Source organism: Marinobacter sp. UBA2498 (genome assembly GCF_002341575.1).
Taxonomy (GTDB): domain Bacteria; phylum Pseudomonadota; class Gammaproteobacteria; order Pseudomonadales; family Oleiphilaceae; genus Marinobacter; species Marinobacter manganoxydans.
In genome coordinates, this window is sequence record NZ_DDOI01000006.1 from 1,734 (window position 1) to 16,281 (window position 14,548).

At 58.3% G+C, this 14,548-nt stretch carries 16 protein-coding genes and 1 pseudogene; 10 read left to right on the forward strand and 7 right to left on the reverse strand.

Features of this window, described 5'->3' with window-relative positions:
• Positions 1 to 123 (forward strand): annotated as a pseudogene (locus tag B2W52_RS00285) (haloalkane dehalogenase); the annotation flags it as partial.
• A 26-nt stretch (positions 124 to 149) separates the two neighbouring features.
• On the opposite strand, the gene rarD reads toward B2W52_RS00285, so the two are convergent.
• The 5 genes from rarD to B2W52_RS00310 all read right to left on the reverse strand — a co-directional run bounded on the left by rarD (position 150) and on the right by B2W52_RS00310 (position 5,283).
• Positions 150 to 1,040, reverse strand: a complete 891-nt coding sequence (gene rarD / locus B2W52_RS00290; RefSeq protein WP_108017645.1) for an EamA family transporter RarD — start codon at positions 1,038 to 1,040, stop codon at positions 150 to 152.
• Positions 1,041 to 1,066: 26 nt separating this feature from the next.
• Positions 1,067 to 1,954, reverse strand: coding sequence for a DMT family transporter (locus B2W52_RS00295; protein WP_014577944.1), 888 nt, complete (start codon positions 1,952 to 1,954; stop codon positions 1,067 to 1,069).
• Positions 1,955 to 2,057: 103 nt separating this feature from the next.
• Complete coding sequence (locus B2W52_RS00300; RefSeq protein ID WP_053112784.1) at positions 2,058 to 4,253, reverse strand: hypothetical protein; 2,196 nt, start codon at positions 4,251 to 4,253, stop codon at positions 2,058 to 2,060.
• A complete protein-coding gene (locus B2W52_RS00305) occupies positions 4,250 to 4,984 on the reverse strand; it encodes a TVP38/TMEM64 family protein (RefSeq protein ID WP_008173851.1) in 735 nt (244 codons plus the stop codon). Before B2W52_RS00305 ends, B2W52_RS00300 begins: the two co-directional genes overlap by 4 nt.
• A 59-nt stretch (positions 4,985 to 5,043) precedes the next feature.
• The gene (locus B2W52_RS00310; RefSeq protein WP_008173849.1) at positions 5,044 to 5,283 is read right to left on the reverse strand and encodes a TIGR02647 family protein; all 240 of its coding nucleotides are present in this window, start codon (positions 5,281 to 5,283) and stop codon (positions 5,044 to 5,046) included.
• A gap of 55 nt (positions 5,284 to 5,338) precedes the next feature.
• Between B2W52_RS00310 and B2W52_RS00315 the strand changes: the two genes are divergently transcribed.
• The gene (locus tag B2W52_RS00315; protein WP_008173846.1) at positions 5,339 to 6,037 is read left to right on the forward strand and encodes a pseudouridine synthase; all 699 of its coding nucleotides are present in this window, start codon (positions 5,339 to 5,341) and stop codon (positions 6,035 to 6,037) included.
• Positions 6,038 to 6,114: 77 nt separating this feature from the next.
• Complete coding sequence (locus B2W52_RS00320; protein ID WP_053112785.1) at positions 6,115 to 7,464, forward strand: dicarboxylate/amino acid:cation symporter; 1,350 nt, start codon at positions 6,115 to 6,117, stop codon at positions 7,462 to 7,464.
• A gap of 35 nt (positions 7,465 to 7,499) precedes the next feature.
• Here B2W52_RS00320 and B2W52_RS00325 read toward each other — a convergent pair whose 3' ends face one another.
• Both B2W52_RS00325 and B2W52_RS00330 read right to left on the reverse strand, forming a co-directional pair.
• Positions 7,500 to 7,976 (reverse strand): hypothetical protein, encoded by a 477-nt coding sequence (locus B2W52_RS00325; RefSeq protein WP_053112786.1) that lies wholly within the window; start codon positions 7,974 to 7,976, stop codon positions 7,500 to 7,502.
• Between the two features lie 78 nt (positions 7,977 to 8,054).
• Complete coding sequence (locus B2W52_RS00330; protein WP_104269843.1) at positions 8,055 to 8,579, reverse strand: shikimate kinase; 525 nt, start codon at positions 8,577 to 8,579, stop codon at positions 8,055 to 8,057.
• Between the two features lie 179 nt (positions 8,580 to 8,758).
• Here B2W52_RS00330 and B2W52_RS00335 point away from each other — a divergent pair, with 179 nt between their 5' ends.
• From B2W52_RS00335 to B2W52_RS00365, 7 genes are all read left to right on the forward strand, one after another.
• A complete protein-coding gene (locus tag B2W52_RS00335; protein WP_014577951.1) occupies positions 8,759 to 9,460 on the forward strand; it encodes a lytic transglycosylase domain-containing protein in 702 nt (233 codons plus the stop codon).
• 23 nt (positions 9,461 to 9,483) lie between these two features.
• Positions 9,484 to 10,416 (forward strand): LysR family transcriptional regulator, encoded by a 933-nt coding sequence (locus B2W52_RS00340; protein ID WP_014577952.1) that lies wholly within the window; start codon positions 9,484 to 9,486, stop codon positions 10,414 to 10,416.
• A 68-nt stretch (positions 10,417 to 10,484) separates the two neighbouring features.
• Positions 10,485 to 11,300: a putative hydro-lyase gene (locus B2W52_RS00345; protein ID WP_053112788.1), complete on the forward strand. Its 816-nt coding sequence runs from the start codon at positions 10,485 to 10,487 to the stop codon at positions 11,298 to 11,300.
• A 51-nt stretch (positions 11,301 to 11,351) separates the two neighbouring features.
• The gene (locus tag B2W52_RS00350) at positions 11,352 to 12,317 is read left to right on the forward strand and encodes a TRAP transporter substrate-binding protein (protein WP_014577954.1); all 966 of its coding nucleotides are present in this window, start codon (positions 11,352 to 11,354) and stop codon (positions 12,315 to 12,317) included.
• A gap of 58 nt (positions 12,318 to 12,375) precedes the next feature.
• Entirely contained in the window at positions 12,376 to 12,894 is a 519-nt protein-coding gene (locus tag B2W52_RS00355; protein ID WP_014577955.1) for a TRAP transporter small permease, read from the forward strand.
• On the forward strand, positions 12,894 to 14,201 hold the full coding sequence (locus B2W52_RS00360; RefSeq protein WP_014577956.1) for a TRAP transporter large permease: 1,308 nt from the start codon (positions 12,894 to 12,896) through the stop codon (positions 14,199 to 14,201). Before B2W52_RS00355 ends, B2W52_RS00360 begins: the two co-directional genes overlap by 1 nt.
• Positions 14,202 to 14,232: 31 nt before the next feature.
• Positions 14,233 to 14,548, forward strand: a 316-nt coding sequence (locus B2W52_RS00365) for a LamB/YcsF family protein (protein ID WP_286800961.1), incomplete at its 3' end; no start/stop codon positions are given.

Below are 14,548 nucleotides of genomic sequence, written 5' to 3' on the forward strand. Positions count from 1 at the left end.
AAGCGGATTCCAGGTGCAAAAGACCAGCCCCACGTAACCCTCAAGGGCGGTCATTTTCTTCAGGAAGATTCACCCGTGCCCTTCGCCCGGGCCATCAATGATCTGCTCGCGACACTCTCCTGAGTGGTGTAGTCCTGAGGGTGGCAAACTCAATCCTGGCCCACCGGCACCCGCGGCCGGTAGTGCCAGGAAGACCAGCTGTACAGGCCCAGTGCAATCCAGATCACCAGAAAGCTCGTCAGTTGGGCGTCACTCAGAGGCTCGCCAAACACCAGCAGGGCAATAAAGAACTGCAGGGTGGGATTGATGTACATCAGGAAGCCGACGGTCGCCAACCGCAGGCGCCGGGCGGCACCGGCAAAAAGTAGCAGCGGAATGGCTGTCACAATGCCGCTGGCCATCAGCAGGCTGCCAATGTAGGCACTGTCGCCGAAGTGCGACATTCCCTCGCTCGCCAGCCATCCAAAGGTCAGCAGGCCGACCGGCAACAGCAGCATGGTTTCAACGAACAGGCCGGAAAGCCCATCGAGCACCACCTGTTTTCGAACGAGGCCATAAGTACCGAAACTCATGGCAAGGGCGAGTGAAATCCACGGCAGTTCACCAAGCATCGCAAGCTGGATCAGAATACCAACGCCTGCGAGCACCACCGCAGCCATCTGCCACGGCCCCATGCGTTCGCGAAGCACGAGCATGCCCAGGGCGACATTCACCAGTGGCGTCAGGAAATAGCCCAGGCTGGCCTGGAGAACATGGCGGGTTTCCACGGAATAAATGTAGATGCCCCAGTTGGCGGCAATGAGCAGCGCACAGGCAAGAACGCGCCAGAGCTGCTTCGGATTCGCCAATGCCGCTCTCACAGCAGGCCAGCGACGGAGGCCACTTATGACCACAGCGAGAAAAACACAGGACCAGATGATCCGGTGAATCAAGATTTCAAAGGCCGGCACACCCTCAAACAGGGCAAAGAACAGAGGAAAACAGCCCCAGATCGTGTAGGCACTCAGGCCATACCAGACCCCTTTGGTCGCATCCGTCATGTATTAGCCACTCCCGGACACCCTTCCTAGGCTGGTTTTTTCTGGGTGGCAACCAGAGCCACACCAACGATAGCGATGAGCCCGCCTGTCATTGCCAGTCCTCCAAGGCGCTCATCGAACAGCAGATACGCTTCCAGCGCGGTAACCGGAGGCACCAGGTAGAACAGGCTGGCCACCTGGGAAGCAGCACCCTGGCGTATCAGCCACATCAGAAGAAGGACGGCGCCGGTGGATAACCCAATCACAAGCCAGGCCATGGACAACTGCAACTGCAGGCTCCACTCAACCTCTCGGGTTTCGAGGGCGAAGGCTCCAATGGCAAACAGGGCGGCCGCTGCCGCAAATTGGATCAGCGTGCCGGCCACCAGATCCGCGCTGGCGCCGAAGCGTTTCTGGTAGACCGTGCCCATGGAAATTCCAGCGAGGGCAAAACCCGCCCAAAGCAGGCTCCAGGGAGAAAAGCCGGAGGCCTGACCACTCATACCGAACTTCTCGAGGAGGACAAGCGCCACACCGACCAGCCCCAAAATAAGTCCAATCCACTGACGTCCGCTGACTGTTTCCTTGAGGATTGCCACCGCCGCAGCAGCCGTCACCAGGGGTTGCAGCCCCACAATCAGGGAAACAATTCCGGACGCCATTCCGTCCTGAATCGCGTAGTAGACGCCGCCCAGATAGCAGCCATGCACCAACATCCCGGTGACCGCAAGGTGCCCAGCACCTCGCCAGCCCGGCCAGCGGGTTTTCATGACCCAGGCCAAGGCTCCAAGCACCACCAGTGTCAGCAGCATGCGGATCAGCAGCAGCGTAAACGGCTCCGCAAAGGGCAGACCGTACTTGGCCCCGATAAAACCAGTACTCCACAGCCAGACGAACAGCGCGGGCACGAAAAACGAGTAAAACAGTGAGCGCATGAAACTCAACCGGATTCGATGTATTTGTCAGTCAGCTTACTTTATAAGTTAGCAGGCAAACAAAACAGATACAGAAATCCGGTTTCGTGACCAGTACAGTTTGTCAGGCACGGGTCTCCGGCAGCCTTACTTCGATAGCCGGCTCGGAATCGTGCCAGTTACCCTCCCAGGTGACTTCGGGTGCTGCGCCCGGCCGGGGCGTAATGGTGACGGACACGGATCCGAAACTGGTCGGTGCCGGCCCGAAGCGGATTGGTTTGTCCTGCTCCAGCCACCGGGGAGGGATACCAGCTCCGAGAATGAGACGATCTCCCTCCTCCCGGACAAAGCAGTTGCGGACCATCAACACCCACTCGGCCGACGCCCAGACATGGTGACCATCGCCCATACAGCCGCCCTCGGTCGCCGGATGTATGGCTTCCGGCCATTGCCCGGTGGGCGATGCCAGGCCAGCCACCGCATCCACCAGATCCAGGAATCGAGCATCGCCCGCACGCAGGAGAACCTGAGCCACGTGCAGGGTGAGGTAGGCGTTAAGACCCGAGTGAATCATGTCCTGATAGAACGCCCCTTTCACAAAGCATTTTTCGAGCAGGAATTCGGCACAGTCCAGCAACCTGGGATCATCCGGCTCACACAGCTGGGTCGGATAACCCATCGCCAGTGAGCCTATGGCGCCCGCATCCAGGCGGCGATAGGGCGAGGCCGGCATTCCCGGTCGCTTGAGTCGCTGCTCGCAGGTTGCCAGACTGCGATCAACGGTCTGGCTGAACTCTTGGGCACCGGCGCCAAAATGCTCGCTGGTTTCCCGGTCAATCGGGGCAAACAGTGATTCGGCGGCCTTCAGGCCGGCGATGCCCCAGAAGTCGTCCCAGTAGTAATAATCATTGGGCCCCAGGTGTTCGGCGCTGAATCCGGCGGGCAAAAGGCCAGCGTGAGGCCCTTCGATATTTTCACTCAGGCGTTTATTCTCGATCCAGCGAGCGCCCTTGCGCACCGGCTCCTGCCACTCCGGGTGTAGAGGTCGACCAGTAAGCTCATGGAACCGCCTCAGAATCCAGAGCACTTCTCCATTGGCATCCCATTCCCCTTCCTGGGAGCGGAAATAGCCGTTTTTCAGTTGCCGCGCCGGGAACTGGTAGAGCGCCCGCTCAGCGCGATCTGTCAGACCTGCACAGAGCAAGGCATGGATAATGAACGCGGCATCGCGAAACCAGAAACGCTTGTAGGTATAGGGCCCGGGGTACACATCTTCCGGAGAGTGCAGCACCAGGGAATTCAGGGCGGCGTCATAGAGGAACTGCCAGTTTTCGTCGGGGCACTCCAGGCGGGCATGGCCATGAAGGGCGGCCGCCCAGCCGTCAGAGCGAATAACTGGCGCCGACTCATCCTGCAGCGGCACCCTGAGCCTGAGCTCCGACTCCTCACCTGCTTCGACCCGGAACAGGGCCGCTGCGGTGACCATGCCGACGTCGCACTGCCCTTCGCACTGGTCTTCCTTGTCCTGCAGATGAATCCGAACATCACCCTCGCGATAGTTCGACACATGATGACGCTCTGCCGGGCGACTGAAAAACACCGCCTGCTTGCCATCTATGGTCCAGGCGTCTCTCTGCTCGGACAGCCGGACCTTGTTGATAAAGCTGATTCCTTCAGGATTGGCGGGGCGCAAGGATATGACCAGAGAGCCGGAAGTCTCGGCCCGGGCCTTCACGACCATTTCGCAAACCGCCCGGCCGTTTTCGACTACCACCCGGGAACGACTGGTCAGGGCCAGCCCGTCCAGTTCGGACTCTGTGACCACGCAGGGACCACCCTCAAGTTCCTGGCGTTGCCGGGCCGTTTTGCAACGAGAGGGCAGAAGGCACCGGCCATTGTCCGCCAGCAGCCACGCATCCAGTGACCAGCCGTCATGGAACGGTGTCAGCAACCCCCGGGGATCCACCACGGGCAACTCATCCACATCCGGCTGGCCGATGGCCGTCCAGTTACGGTTACTGAGATTGATGTGGGTAATCGAGAATGCCCGGGGAATGAAGGCAATGTCTTCGGGGTCGAACTGGCGCTCCACCCAGTAAGGCCAGACCCAATCGAGGTTGTGCTGGATGACCCGACTGTTGATCAGCCCCCGCGCATGGAAAACCACGCCGGCCCGGAGCAGTTCGATGGGCTCGCCGACTTCCGAAGGCTGGGCAAAACTGTGAAGTTTCCCGAGCAGCGCGATCGGATCGAGGAAACCATGGCGGTGGGCCACGCGTTTTACCAGGTAACGCCAGGGCAGCCACTTCATCCAGCTCATTCGTTTGCCTCCTGTTCTGTTGGCTCAGTCTCGACCTTGTAACGGGCGAGTGCCCGCCGGGCGAGACGATTGAGAAACACCACGGCCATTACCGTGCCTACGAAACCGGCACCGTAAATGGCCCACTCCAGGGGTGAACGGCCGGTTTCCCGCACACCCAGAGTTGACAGGTCGGCGGCAAGCGAGCCGAGATACACGTTATGCAGGGAAAAGGGAATCACACCGAAAAAGGTGCCGACAACGAAACCGCCAAACGAGAAGTTGGTGAGACCGAACAGAAAATTGGACAGCTTGCCGGGGAAGAAAGGGATCAGACGGGTCAGGAGTACGATTTTCCAGCCGTGAGGCGCCATTTCGTTGCTGACGACAGACAATCGCGCGCGGCTGCGAATGTACACACGGGCGTGCTCACCCAGAAAATGCCGGGCAACCAGAAAGGCAATGGCCGAGCCCAACGTAGTGCCCACCACCACGTAGGCTGTGCCTTCCAACACGCCGAACACGAAACCCGCTCCGGTGGTCAACAACACCCCGGGCAGAAGCAGCACCATGGCCAGCACCATGATGCCGACAAAGAGGAGAGCCGCCCAGGCCCCCTGGGTATCAAACCAGCGCAGAAGCTCAACGACCTGCTGATGCACACCGAAGGCGTAAAGCAGACCGACTATCAGCCCAACGGCGGCAATGCTCCCGCCCATCCAGAGGACGGGCGACTTCTTCCAGTTGCTCATGGCCTCACCCTAACGCGGGAGGGCACCGGGTCTCAAAGGCCGGACAGGTCATCCGCGCTTTATGAGCTACTGAGAATCGACTGGAGCTTCTGGGTCAGATCCACTGCCTCTGCCCCCAACGGCGTGAGGTAGCCGCCATCTTTCTGGCTGATCAGCCCCTTGGCATGCAGGTTTTCGGCGGCCTTCACAGTTTCCGGAGCCGCCGAATGGGCATGAACCTTGAGCCCTTCCTGAGTCGAGGTGGAAGGAAATTGGCCCAGCAAATTGAGTTCGGCAAGGTGATCAACAGAGAATGGCATGGCATTTCCTCGTATTATTATCGGGGGTTTACATTCAGCATAGCCGATTCACACCATGAAGCTTTCACGAATTCTCAGCAACCGGAATGACATCAGTCGCCGTCAGGCCAATTTTCTGATTGCTTCCGGTCGGGTGGCCGTAAATGACGTCACCTGCCGCGATGCTGCTGCCGAGGTGGATCGGTTTTCATGCGTACGGATGGACGGCGATATCATTCAAGAGGCTGAAGCCTGCCATTACCTCATGCTCCACAAACCTGCAGGTTTTCTGAGTGCAACGCTCGACGACACCCATCGGACCGTGATGGAGCTGATCTCGCCAGAACTGCGCGAGGATCTGCACATTGCCGGACGACTCGACCGCGCCAGCACGGGCCTGCTGATTCTCACCAATGATGGCCGCTGGTCACGCCAGCTTACCGAGCCCCGAATCAAGATCCCGAAAGTCTACCGGGTCAGCACCGCCTATCCGATTTCTCCAGAGACCCCTCATCGATTCGCGGAGGGCATCTGGTTTGAGTTCGAGCAACTCACCACCTCACCTGCTGACCTGGATCTTCTGAGCCCCTGTGAAGCCAGAGTGACCATTTACGAAGGCCGTTACCATCAGGTGAAGCGCATGTTCCATGCCGTCGGTAATCGCGTAACGGCCCTGCATCGGGAACGGATGGGAAATATCCTGTTGGACGATGACCTGGCGGCCGGCGAATACCGCTCACTGACTGCCGAAGAAATCAACCTGATGCCGGATTGATCTGCCTCACAAACGCAGAGCCAGCATGGGCTATGCTTTCAGGGTAGCTCCAACAGAAACAGGGAAGATTCAAGGCAATGCCAAACCAGACGAGCGATTTTTACCCACGGCCACTGCGTCATCTCAGCAGCTACCTCTCGGGGCTGGTGCAGGGAAAGCTCTGGCTGAAGGTGCTCATTGGCATGTTCCTCGGGTTGATTACAGGCACGCTCCTGGGACCGTCGGTGGGACTCGTGGAACCGGAAACCGGGACGTTGATCGGTAACTGGCTGGCTTTCCCGGGGCAACTGTTTCTGGCCACCATCCAGATGATCGTAATCCCCCTGGTAATTGCCTCGGTGGTTCGCGGGCTCGCCGCCAGCGAAGACCTTGAACAGTTGCGAAAGCTGGGCCTGAGGGTAACCGGCTTTTTCGTAATCACGACGGCCATGGCAGCATCGATAGGTCTCTGGATCGGCGACCTGATCAACCCCGGCAGAATGATGGCAGGGCTCGGCACTCCCGTTGAGGCCGGGGAAAACAGTGTGCCTGTTGCCTCCATGCCGGGTGTGGATGAGCTGCCCAAGACCCTGATCGGGCTGCTACCGGGCAACCCGCTCGATGCCATGGTTGAAGGCCAGATGCTCCAGGTGGTGATCTTCTCCATCATTGTCGGCATTGCCCTGGTGAGCATGGCCCCGGAAAAATCCAGGCCCATGCTGGACCTGCTCGATTCCCTCCAGCAAATCTGCATGACGGTCGTACGCTGGGCAATGCGCCTTGCCCCCATTGCCGTGTTCGGCCTGATGGCCCAACTCACAACCACCCTGGGATTCCGGGCAATGCTGGGCATGGCATCTTACGTCGCAACCGTCATTGCGGGCTTGCTGGTACTTCTGGGCGTTTACATGCTGATCCTGAAGCTGCTCGCCGGCCAATCCCCCGTCCGGTTCCTGAAAGACACCCGGGATGTGCTGTTGCTGGCCTTTTCCACATCCAGCTCGGCGGCCATCATGCCGCTCTCCATAAGAACCGCCGAAGACAAGCTCGGTGTCCGGCCGTCGGTTTCCCAGTTCGTGATTCCCCTGGGCGCCACCATCAACATGAACGGCACGGCACTCTACCAGGCCGTTGCTACCATCTTTCTTGCACAGGTCTACGGCATTGATCTCAGCATGGGCAGTATGGCGCTCGTGGTCGCCATGGCTGTGGGCGCGTCCATCGGCTCACCGGCCACGCCCGGGGTAGGCATCGTGATCCTTGCCATGGTGCTGCAAACCGTGGGCATCCCTCCCAGCGGCATCGCACTGATCATGGGCGTGGATCGAATCCTGGATATGTGCCGGACGGCCATCAACGTGACGGGCGACCTGGTGACCTGCCGGCTGATGGAGAATCTAGCGGGAAAGAGACTGCCGCCCGAACCAGTACCGGAAGAAACGTCTTGATCGGGCGGAGTTGACTTGACCAGCGCGGGGCCAGCTCAGATGCTGTCGGAGCGTTTTTCCGAGTCCTGCAACTCCTCCTCGGTGTTGTTCCATTGCTCTGAAAGCGCTTCATAGGCATCGGAAAATCCCTTTCGAGCCTTCTCCCAGGCGGATGCCGAGCTGTCTTTCAGTTCCTGATACCAGTTTTGGACACGAGCCCTCTGTTCTCGCAACGACTCGAGGCTCTTCTGGGACCGCTCTCGGGCGGTATCGCTCATATCGTCCCAGTTTTTCGAGAGTTGTTGCTCAAGCTCCTGGATGCGTTTATCCAGGGCCGACAATGTTTTGTTGATCGAATCCTCGGCCTGCTCTTTCTGATCAGAACCATACTCCTGAAGCGCCTCACCCAACTCACCGGTTTCCTGCTTAAGCGACTCCACGGAAGAATCCTCGGGTGATGTTTCAGCCAGAGCCGTTCCTGAAAACAGTCCAGCAAAAACGATCGCAAGTGCGTAAGTCCAGTTCTTCATCATTAAGTCCTCCCAACACATCATGGGACTGTAGCAGCGAGGTCTGTCTGGATGCACCTTAACTTGAGCTAATACTGAAGTTCAGTATTGCGGCGAAATAAGGCTCTCGACCACCGCCTCACAGACCTGATCCTGATTGAGACCCTCCCCTTTCACCGTCACGTCCGCATACCGGGAATACAGTTCAAAACGCTCTTCGAACAGGGCGTCCAAAGATTGATCCGGCCTCCGGGAAATGCCCCGCATGCTGTGATCGCCGATTCGCTCGATAACCAGTTCAAGCGGGATGTCGAGAAACACGACGGTGCCGTTGCTTTTGAGATGTTCCATGGCACGTTCACTGTAGACGGCGCTGCCTCCCGTGCTGATAACCTTGTGCCGGACATCCAGTTTGAGAAGCACCTGTTCTTCTATTCGACGCAGGGCTATGTAGCCATCCTGGTCTACAATTGCCTGGAGAGTACGACCGGCTTCTTCCTGAATGAGCAAATCGGTATCGACAAACCCGAAACCCAGACGTTTGGCCAGCAGCACACCCACCGTGCTCTTGCCGCTGCCGGGCATGCCGATGAGAACGAGGTTGCGTGTGTCGGTCGGGTTAACCATGATGCTCTGGAGGGACCTCTCCATAGAATGAGAACTGGCCGGCATTAAACGCAGAACGTAACATTTTTACGACACAGCGCGCGCTTTATTCCGACCCGCAAGCCCGTATAATTCAGCCAACGGCGGTATTCAAAGAATACCTGAAGCCGGCCACAGACGGCATCTTTCGCGAGTGAGTAATGAACATCGGCAGATCTCTTCTGATCCCATCCATCGCAGCTCTTGTGCTTGCCCTGTCCGCATCCGCCCTGGCGGACGGCATCAAGCGTATCGTGCACCCGGATGGCACCGTCGAATTCACCAACGTAAAAAGTGCCAGCCAGCCCAGAGCCTCCAGCGGTAACGACACCGTCTACCGCTATACGGATGACAACGGCGTGGTTGCTTATAGCAGTATTCAGCCGGCTGCTGCCGAGTTCGACGTTATCCGTTTCCACTGCTACGCCTGCGACCCTGAATCCAGCGTCGACTGGCGCAAAACGCCGCTGTTCACCAAACCCTTCAATTCAGAAATCCAGACCGCGGCACAGGAGTTCGGGGTTGATCCCGCGCTGGTCCGCGCTGTAATTCACGCCGAATCGGCATTCAATGAAAAAGCCCTCTCCCCGGTGGGAGCCCAGGGGCTGATGCAACTCATGCCCGGCACGGCTGAAGAACTGGGTGTACGGAACGCGTTGGCGGCTGCCGAGAATATCCGTGGCGGGGTGCATTATCTGGCCAAGATGCTCGACCGGTTCAATGGTGACATCCGGCTGGCCACCGCCGCCTACAACGCGGGGCCTGGCGCCGTCAGTCGATACCAGGGGGTACCGCCCTACGCCGAAACAAAGGCCTATGTCGAAAGGGTTGGCATCCTTCACGAGCGCTACGCCGCTCTGTAGGCCCCTCAGAGGTCCGATAACCAATGAATTTCAAGCGTCTGGAGACCTTCATCTGGGTTGCAACGCTTGGCAGCTTCCGCAAGGCCGCCGAGCACCAGCACACCACCCAGCCAGCCATTTCAAACCGAATTGCCGCGCTTGAAGACGAGCTTGGCGTCAGGCTGTTCGAGCGGGAATCCGGGCACAGCAAGCTTACGAGCAAGGGGCAGGAGCTGCTGCCCTATGCCGAGAAAATTGTCTTCATGGCCCAGCAGCTGCGCAAGCGCGCAGACCGGGGGGCGTCGCTCTCCGGCATTCTCAGGCTCGGGGTCTCCGAAACAATTGTGCACTCCTGGCTGCCGCGTTTTTTCCGGGAACTGCACGAAACGGCCCCCAATCTGGATGTGGAAATTACCGTGGATGTCTCCGGCAACCTCCGATCCGGTTTGCTGGACCGGAGCCTCGATCTGGCCTTCCTGATGGGGCCCGTATCTGAGCCGAAAATTGAAAACCGCGCGCTTTGCAGTTTCCCACTGATCTGGGTCGCCAGTCCCGAGCTCAACCTCCCGGATCGGCTCCTGGCTCTCAAGGAGCTGGCCGAATGGCCCATCATTACTTATGCCAGGAACACCAAACCCTTTGCTGAAATCAGCCAGAAATTCAGCGAGATGGATGAACTCCCTGCCCGTTTCTATTCCTCAAGTTCGCTGGCAGCCTGCCGGCAATTGACCCTGGATGGCATTGGTATCTCTACGCTTCCGCTGAGCGTGATCAAGCATGAACTGGAAAGCGGTCGTCTGGTCCAGCTCAACACCTCGTGGACGCCCTCCGAGCTCGCCTTCACCGCGTCTTATTCCGGTGCCCCTTTCAACCCGATTGCCGAACTCGCAGCAAACCTTGGTGTGATGGTTTCTGACGAATACGACCGGACAACACATCACGAAAACTTATCGCCAGACCTAAAAAACGATAATTAGACTTTTTCACCAGCCGGTATACCCTGAAATTTAGTTGTAAAAAACAATTTCAATCAGGGGTTACCGTCATGCACACCGGTGCGTATTCCGATTTCAAGAACAACCTGCTTGATCAGGCCTCAGAATTACGCGCTCGCATTCGTTCGGGCGCCCACACAGCGCCCACAAGTGGCCTGGCCAACAGCCTCTTGCAGGGGAACGTGGTCATCCTGCCGTCCGAATGGGCCGGGGATTTTCTCCTATACTGTCAGAATAACCCGGTTTCCTGTCCCCTGATCGGCATGTCTCAACCCGGGGACCCGACCCTCCCCGACCTTGGACACGATCTGGATATCCGGACCGATGTGCCTGAATACCAGGTTTTCCGGAATGGCGAGCGAGCAGAGACAGCCACAGACCTCAAGAGCCTCTGGCGGGACGACCTGGTGACCTTTGTCCTGGGCTGTTCATTCTCGTTTGAGGATGCCTTGATCAGGGCCGGGCTCTCGGTGCGGAACGTGGACGAGGGACGGAACGTTTCAATGTTCCGCTCGAATATCGCTACCCGGCCCGCCGGCCCGTTCAGTGGCAACATGGTGGTCTCCATGCGCCCGTTCAATGGTGCGGATGCAATCCGCGCGATACAGATTACGACCCGCCTGCCAAAGGCCCACGGTGCACCGGTTCATATCGGCGATCCGGCGCTCATTGGCATTGAGGACGTTAACCAGCCTGATTTTGGAGATCCGGTAACGATCAGGCCGGGCGAACTTCCGCTGTTCTGGGCCTGCGGGGTTACCCCGCAACTGGCCCTCGAGAACGCTCGCCTGCCTTTCGCAATAACCCATGTACCGGGAAAAATGCTGCTTACCGAGCGGCTGAATGAAGAACTGGCGGTACTCTGAAGCCGCCGTTCAACTGAAACGATAAAAAAACAGAAACACGGGAGATTCGTTATGTTCAAAAAACTCGCCACAGCCACCCTGGTTACCGGGGCGCTGCTGACTTCATCCGTTCAGGCTCAGCAATGGCACATGCCAACGCCTTACGGCGATGCCAACCTGCCTACCCAGATTGCCTACGGTTTTGCCGAGGACATTAAAAACGGCACCGATGGTGACCTCACCATCACCGTTCATTCCGGTGCCTCCCTGGTCAAGCACCCGGAAATTCCCCGGGCAGTAAGAACCGGTCAGGTGCAGCTGGGTGAAATCTTCATCGGCATCATGGGCAACACCCATCCGGTGTTCAAACACGACAACATTCCGTTCCTGGCAACCAGCTTCGAAGATGCCAAAAGACTCTGGGAAGCCGCCAAGCCCCAGATCGAAAAGCAGCTGGACAAGGAAGGCATGACCCTGCTTTACACCGTGCCATGGCCCGCCCAGAGCCTGTATACCAAAGCCCCGGTCAACACCCTGGAAGACCTGCAAGGCCTGAAGATGCGGGCTTACAGCCCTTCCACTTCGCGTCTCGCTGACCTGATGAACACAACCCCGACAACGGTTCAGGTGCCCGAGATCCCGCAGGCGTTCAGCACCGGCATTATTGATGCCATGATCACCTCACCGTCGACAGGCGCCAACGGGCAGGCCTGGGATTACCTTTCCCACTACACCGATATCAAGGCCTGGATTCCCAAGAACGTTGTGGTCGTCAACAAGCGTGCTTTCCGTCGCCTGAGCGATGAACAGCGCCAGGTGATCCTGGATGCGGCCGCTGCGGCCGAGGCCAAAGGCTGGGAAGGCGTTCGCAAGACCGCCGCTGAAGACACCGCCACTCTGGCGGAAAATGGCATCACGGTCTCCGAACCGTCTGATGAACTGATGGCCGAACTCCAGAAGATCGGCGACATCATGGTGGAAGAGTGGAAACAGGAAGCACCGGAAGAAGTCGGCGCTATCCTCTCCAACTACCGCTAAAAGTTCACTCAACGGAAGCCTCCCGAATATCGGGAGGCTGTTCCGGGAGGCATCCGTTATGAACTCTCTTCGAGAGAAATTTTATCTGGCATCCGGCTACGCTGCTGGTTTCTGCATCGCCCTGATCATGGTCGTCATCCTGGCGCAGATCGTCGGCCGCCTGTTCGGCTTTATCATTCCATCAGCGGAAGACGTGTCCGGCTGGGCGCTTGCAGCATCCACCTTCTTCGGTCTTGCCTACACCTTTCATAACGGCGGCCATATCCGGGTCACCCTGGTTATCCAGAAGTGGTCGGCACGGCCGAGATTCTGGCAGGAGCTGGTCGTACTTATTTTCGGGTTCGCACTCGCCTGCTATATGACATTCTATTGCTGGCACATGGTCTGGGAATCCTACATTTTCGAGGAGGTCTCCCACGGCTATATTCCCGTTCCCATCTGGATCCCGCAGGTTCCGGTTGCACTGGGGATGACCGCACTCAACATTGCCATCCTGGACGATCTGGTTGCTGTGATTCGCAAGCGCACACCGTCCTATCAGCAGCATGAAGACGAGCTGAACCTGGAGGACGTGTAATGGATATCGCGTTTCTCTCCATTGTACTGGCCGTGGCGATGATCCTGATGCTCGCGGTGGGCGTGTGGGTGTCTCTGACGCTGGTTGGCATTGGCGTTCTGGGCCTGCTGCTCTCAGGCAACGATCAGATCGGCCTGTTGTTCGCCACATCGAGCTGGGGCGCCAGTACCAGTTGGTCCCTGACGGCCCTGCCCATGTTCATCTGGATGGGCGAGGTTCTGTTTCGTACCCGACTTTCCGAGGATCTGTTCAAGGGTCTGGCGCCCTGGATGGGCGGACTGCCCGGCAAGCTCCTCCATGTGAATATTCTGAGCTGTGGCATTTTTGCGGCAGTTTCCGGCTCCTCAGCTGCCACGGCCGCAACCATTGGCCGAATGACCCTGCCGGAACTGAAGGCCCAGGGTTACAGCGACAAGATGGCGGTAGGCACCCTGGCCGGCTCCGGCACGCTGGGGCTGTTGATTCCACCCTCCATTATTCTGATTGTTTATGGCGTGGCCGCGGAAGTTTCCATTGGCCGCCTGTTTATTGCCGGTGCTCTGCCCGGCCTGATGCTGGTTGCCATGTTCATGGGCTACACCATGATCTGGGCCAAGCTCAACAAAGATCAGCTGCCAACCACCAAAAAGGAAAACCTGGCGTTCTCGGTCAAGATCAAGGCCCTGAAGATGCTGCTCCCGATCGTTGGCCTGATCATTTTCGTACTCGGTTCTATCTATACCGGTTTTGCCACGCCAACCGAAGCCGCTGCACTGGGCGTGTTCGGCGCGCTGATCATCGCGGCCGCAACCGGTTCACTCAGCATCCAGAGTTTCAAGGACAGTCTGTTGGGCGCTGTGAAAAGCTCCTGCATGATCGGCCTGATTCTCGTCGGTGCCCACTTTCTGACCCTGGCCATGGGCTTCCTGGGTATTCCGCGGGAACTGGCCGCCTGGATCGGCAGCATGTCCCTGTCACCGTTCGAACTTCTGGTTGGACTGACAGTGCTGTTCGTCCTGCTCGGCTGTTTCCTGGACGGGATTTCGGTTGTGGTTCTGACCGTGGCGGTTGTCATGCCGATGGTTCAGCAGGCCGGCATCGACTTGCTCTGGTTCGGGATCTTTATTGTGCTGGTGGTAGAGATGGCACAGATTACGCCCCCGGTGGGTTTCAACCTGTTTGTCATCCAGGCCCTGACAGGTAAAGACATACTGTACGTGGCCCGGGCAGCCCTGCCGTTCTTCCTGCTGATCATGGCAGCACTTTTCCTGATCGGCTGGTTCCCGGAGATTGTCACCTACCTGCCCCAGACCATGAGCCAGGGGTAATGCAGGACACAACGTTTTTCGGAGGTACACAATGAAACTCAACTGCGACATGGGCGAGAGCTTCGGCACCTGGACCAAGGGCATGGATGCCGAAGTCATGCCCTACATTGATATGGCCAGTATTGCCTGCGGGTTTCATGCATCCGACCCGCTGACCATGGACCACACGGTCAAACTGGCTCTGGCCCAGAACGTGACCATTGGCGCCCACCCGGGCTACCCGGACCTGCTGGGGTTTGGCCGTCGGGACATGGACTGCCGCCCGGACGAGCTCAAGGCTATCCTGGTTTACCAGATGGCGGCGCTCAACGGCATCTGCCAGGTACATGGCACTTCCATCTCCTACG

Excerpts from the sequence above, each read along its gene's own strand:
- rarD (WP_108017645.1), bottom strand. The coding sequence starts at position 1,040 with ATGACGGATGCGACCAAAGGGGTCTGGTATGGCCTGAGTGCCTACACG.
- B2W52_RS00295 (WP_014577944.1), bottom strand. The coding sequence starts at position 1,954 with ATGCGCTCACTGTTTTACTCGTTTTTCGTGCCCGCGCTGTTCGTCTGG.
- B2W52_RS00300 (WP_053112784.1), bottom strand. The coding sequence starts at position 4,253 with ATGAGCTGGATGAAGTGGCTGCCCTGGCGTTACCTGGTAAAACGCGTG.
- B2W52_RS00305 (WP_008173851.1), bottom strand. The coding sequence starts at position 4,984 with ATGAGCAACTGGAAGAAGTCGCCCGTCCTCTGGATGGGCGGGAGCATT.
- B2W52_RS00310 (WP_008173849.1), bottom strand. The coding sequence starts at position 5,283 with ATGCCATTCTCTGTTGATCACCTTGCCGAACTCAATTTGCTGGGCCAA.
- B2W52_RS00315 (WP_008173846.1), top strand. The coding sequence starts at position 5,339 with ATGAAGCTTTCACGAATTCTCAGCAACCGGAATGACATCAGTCGCCGT.
- B2W52_RS00320 (WP_053112785.1), top strand. The coding sequence starts at position 6,115 with ATGCCAAACCAGACGAGCGATTTTTACCCACGGCCACTGCGTCATCTC.
- B2W52_RS00325 (WP_053112786.1), bottom strand. The coding sequence starts at position 7,976 with ATGATGAAGAACTGGACTTACGCACTTGCGATCGTTTTTGCTGGACTG.
- B2W52_RS00330 (WP_104269843.1), bottom strand. The coding sequence starts at position 8,579 with ATGGTTAACCCGACCGACACACGCAACCTCGTTCTCATCGGCATGCCC.
- B2W52_RS00335 (WP_014577951.1), top strand. The coding sequence starts at position 8,759 with ATGAACATCGGCAGATCTCTTCTGATCCCATCCATCGCAGCTCTTGTG.
- B2W52_RS00340 (WP_014577952.1), top strand. The coding sequence starts at position 9,484 with ATGAATTTCAAGCGTCTGGAGACCTTCATCTGGGTTGCAACGCTTGGC.
- B2W52_RS00345 (WP_053112788.1), top strand. The coding sequence starts at position 10,485 with ATGCACACCGGTGCGTATTCCGATTTCAAGAACAACCTGCTTGATCAG.
- B2W52_RS00350 (WP_014577954.1), top strand. The coding sequence starts at position 11,352 with ATGTTCAAAAAACTCGCCACAGCCACCCTGGTTACCGGGGCGCTGCTG.
- B2W52_RS00355 (WP_014577955.1), top strand. The coding sequence starts at position 12,376 with ATGAACTCTCTTCGAGAGAAATTTTATCTGGCATCCGGCTACGCTGCT.
- B2W52_RS00360 (WP_014577956.1), top strand. The coding sequence starts at position 12,894 with ATGGATATCGCGTTTCTCTCCATTGTACTGGCCGTGGCGATGATCCTG.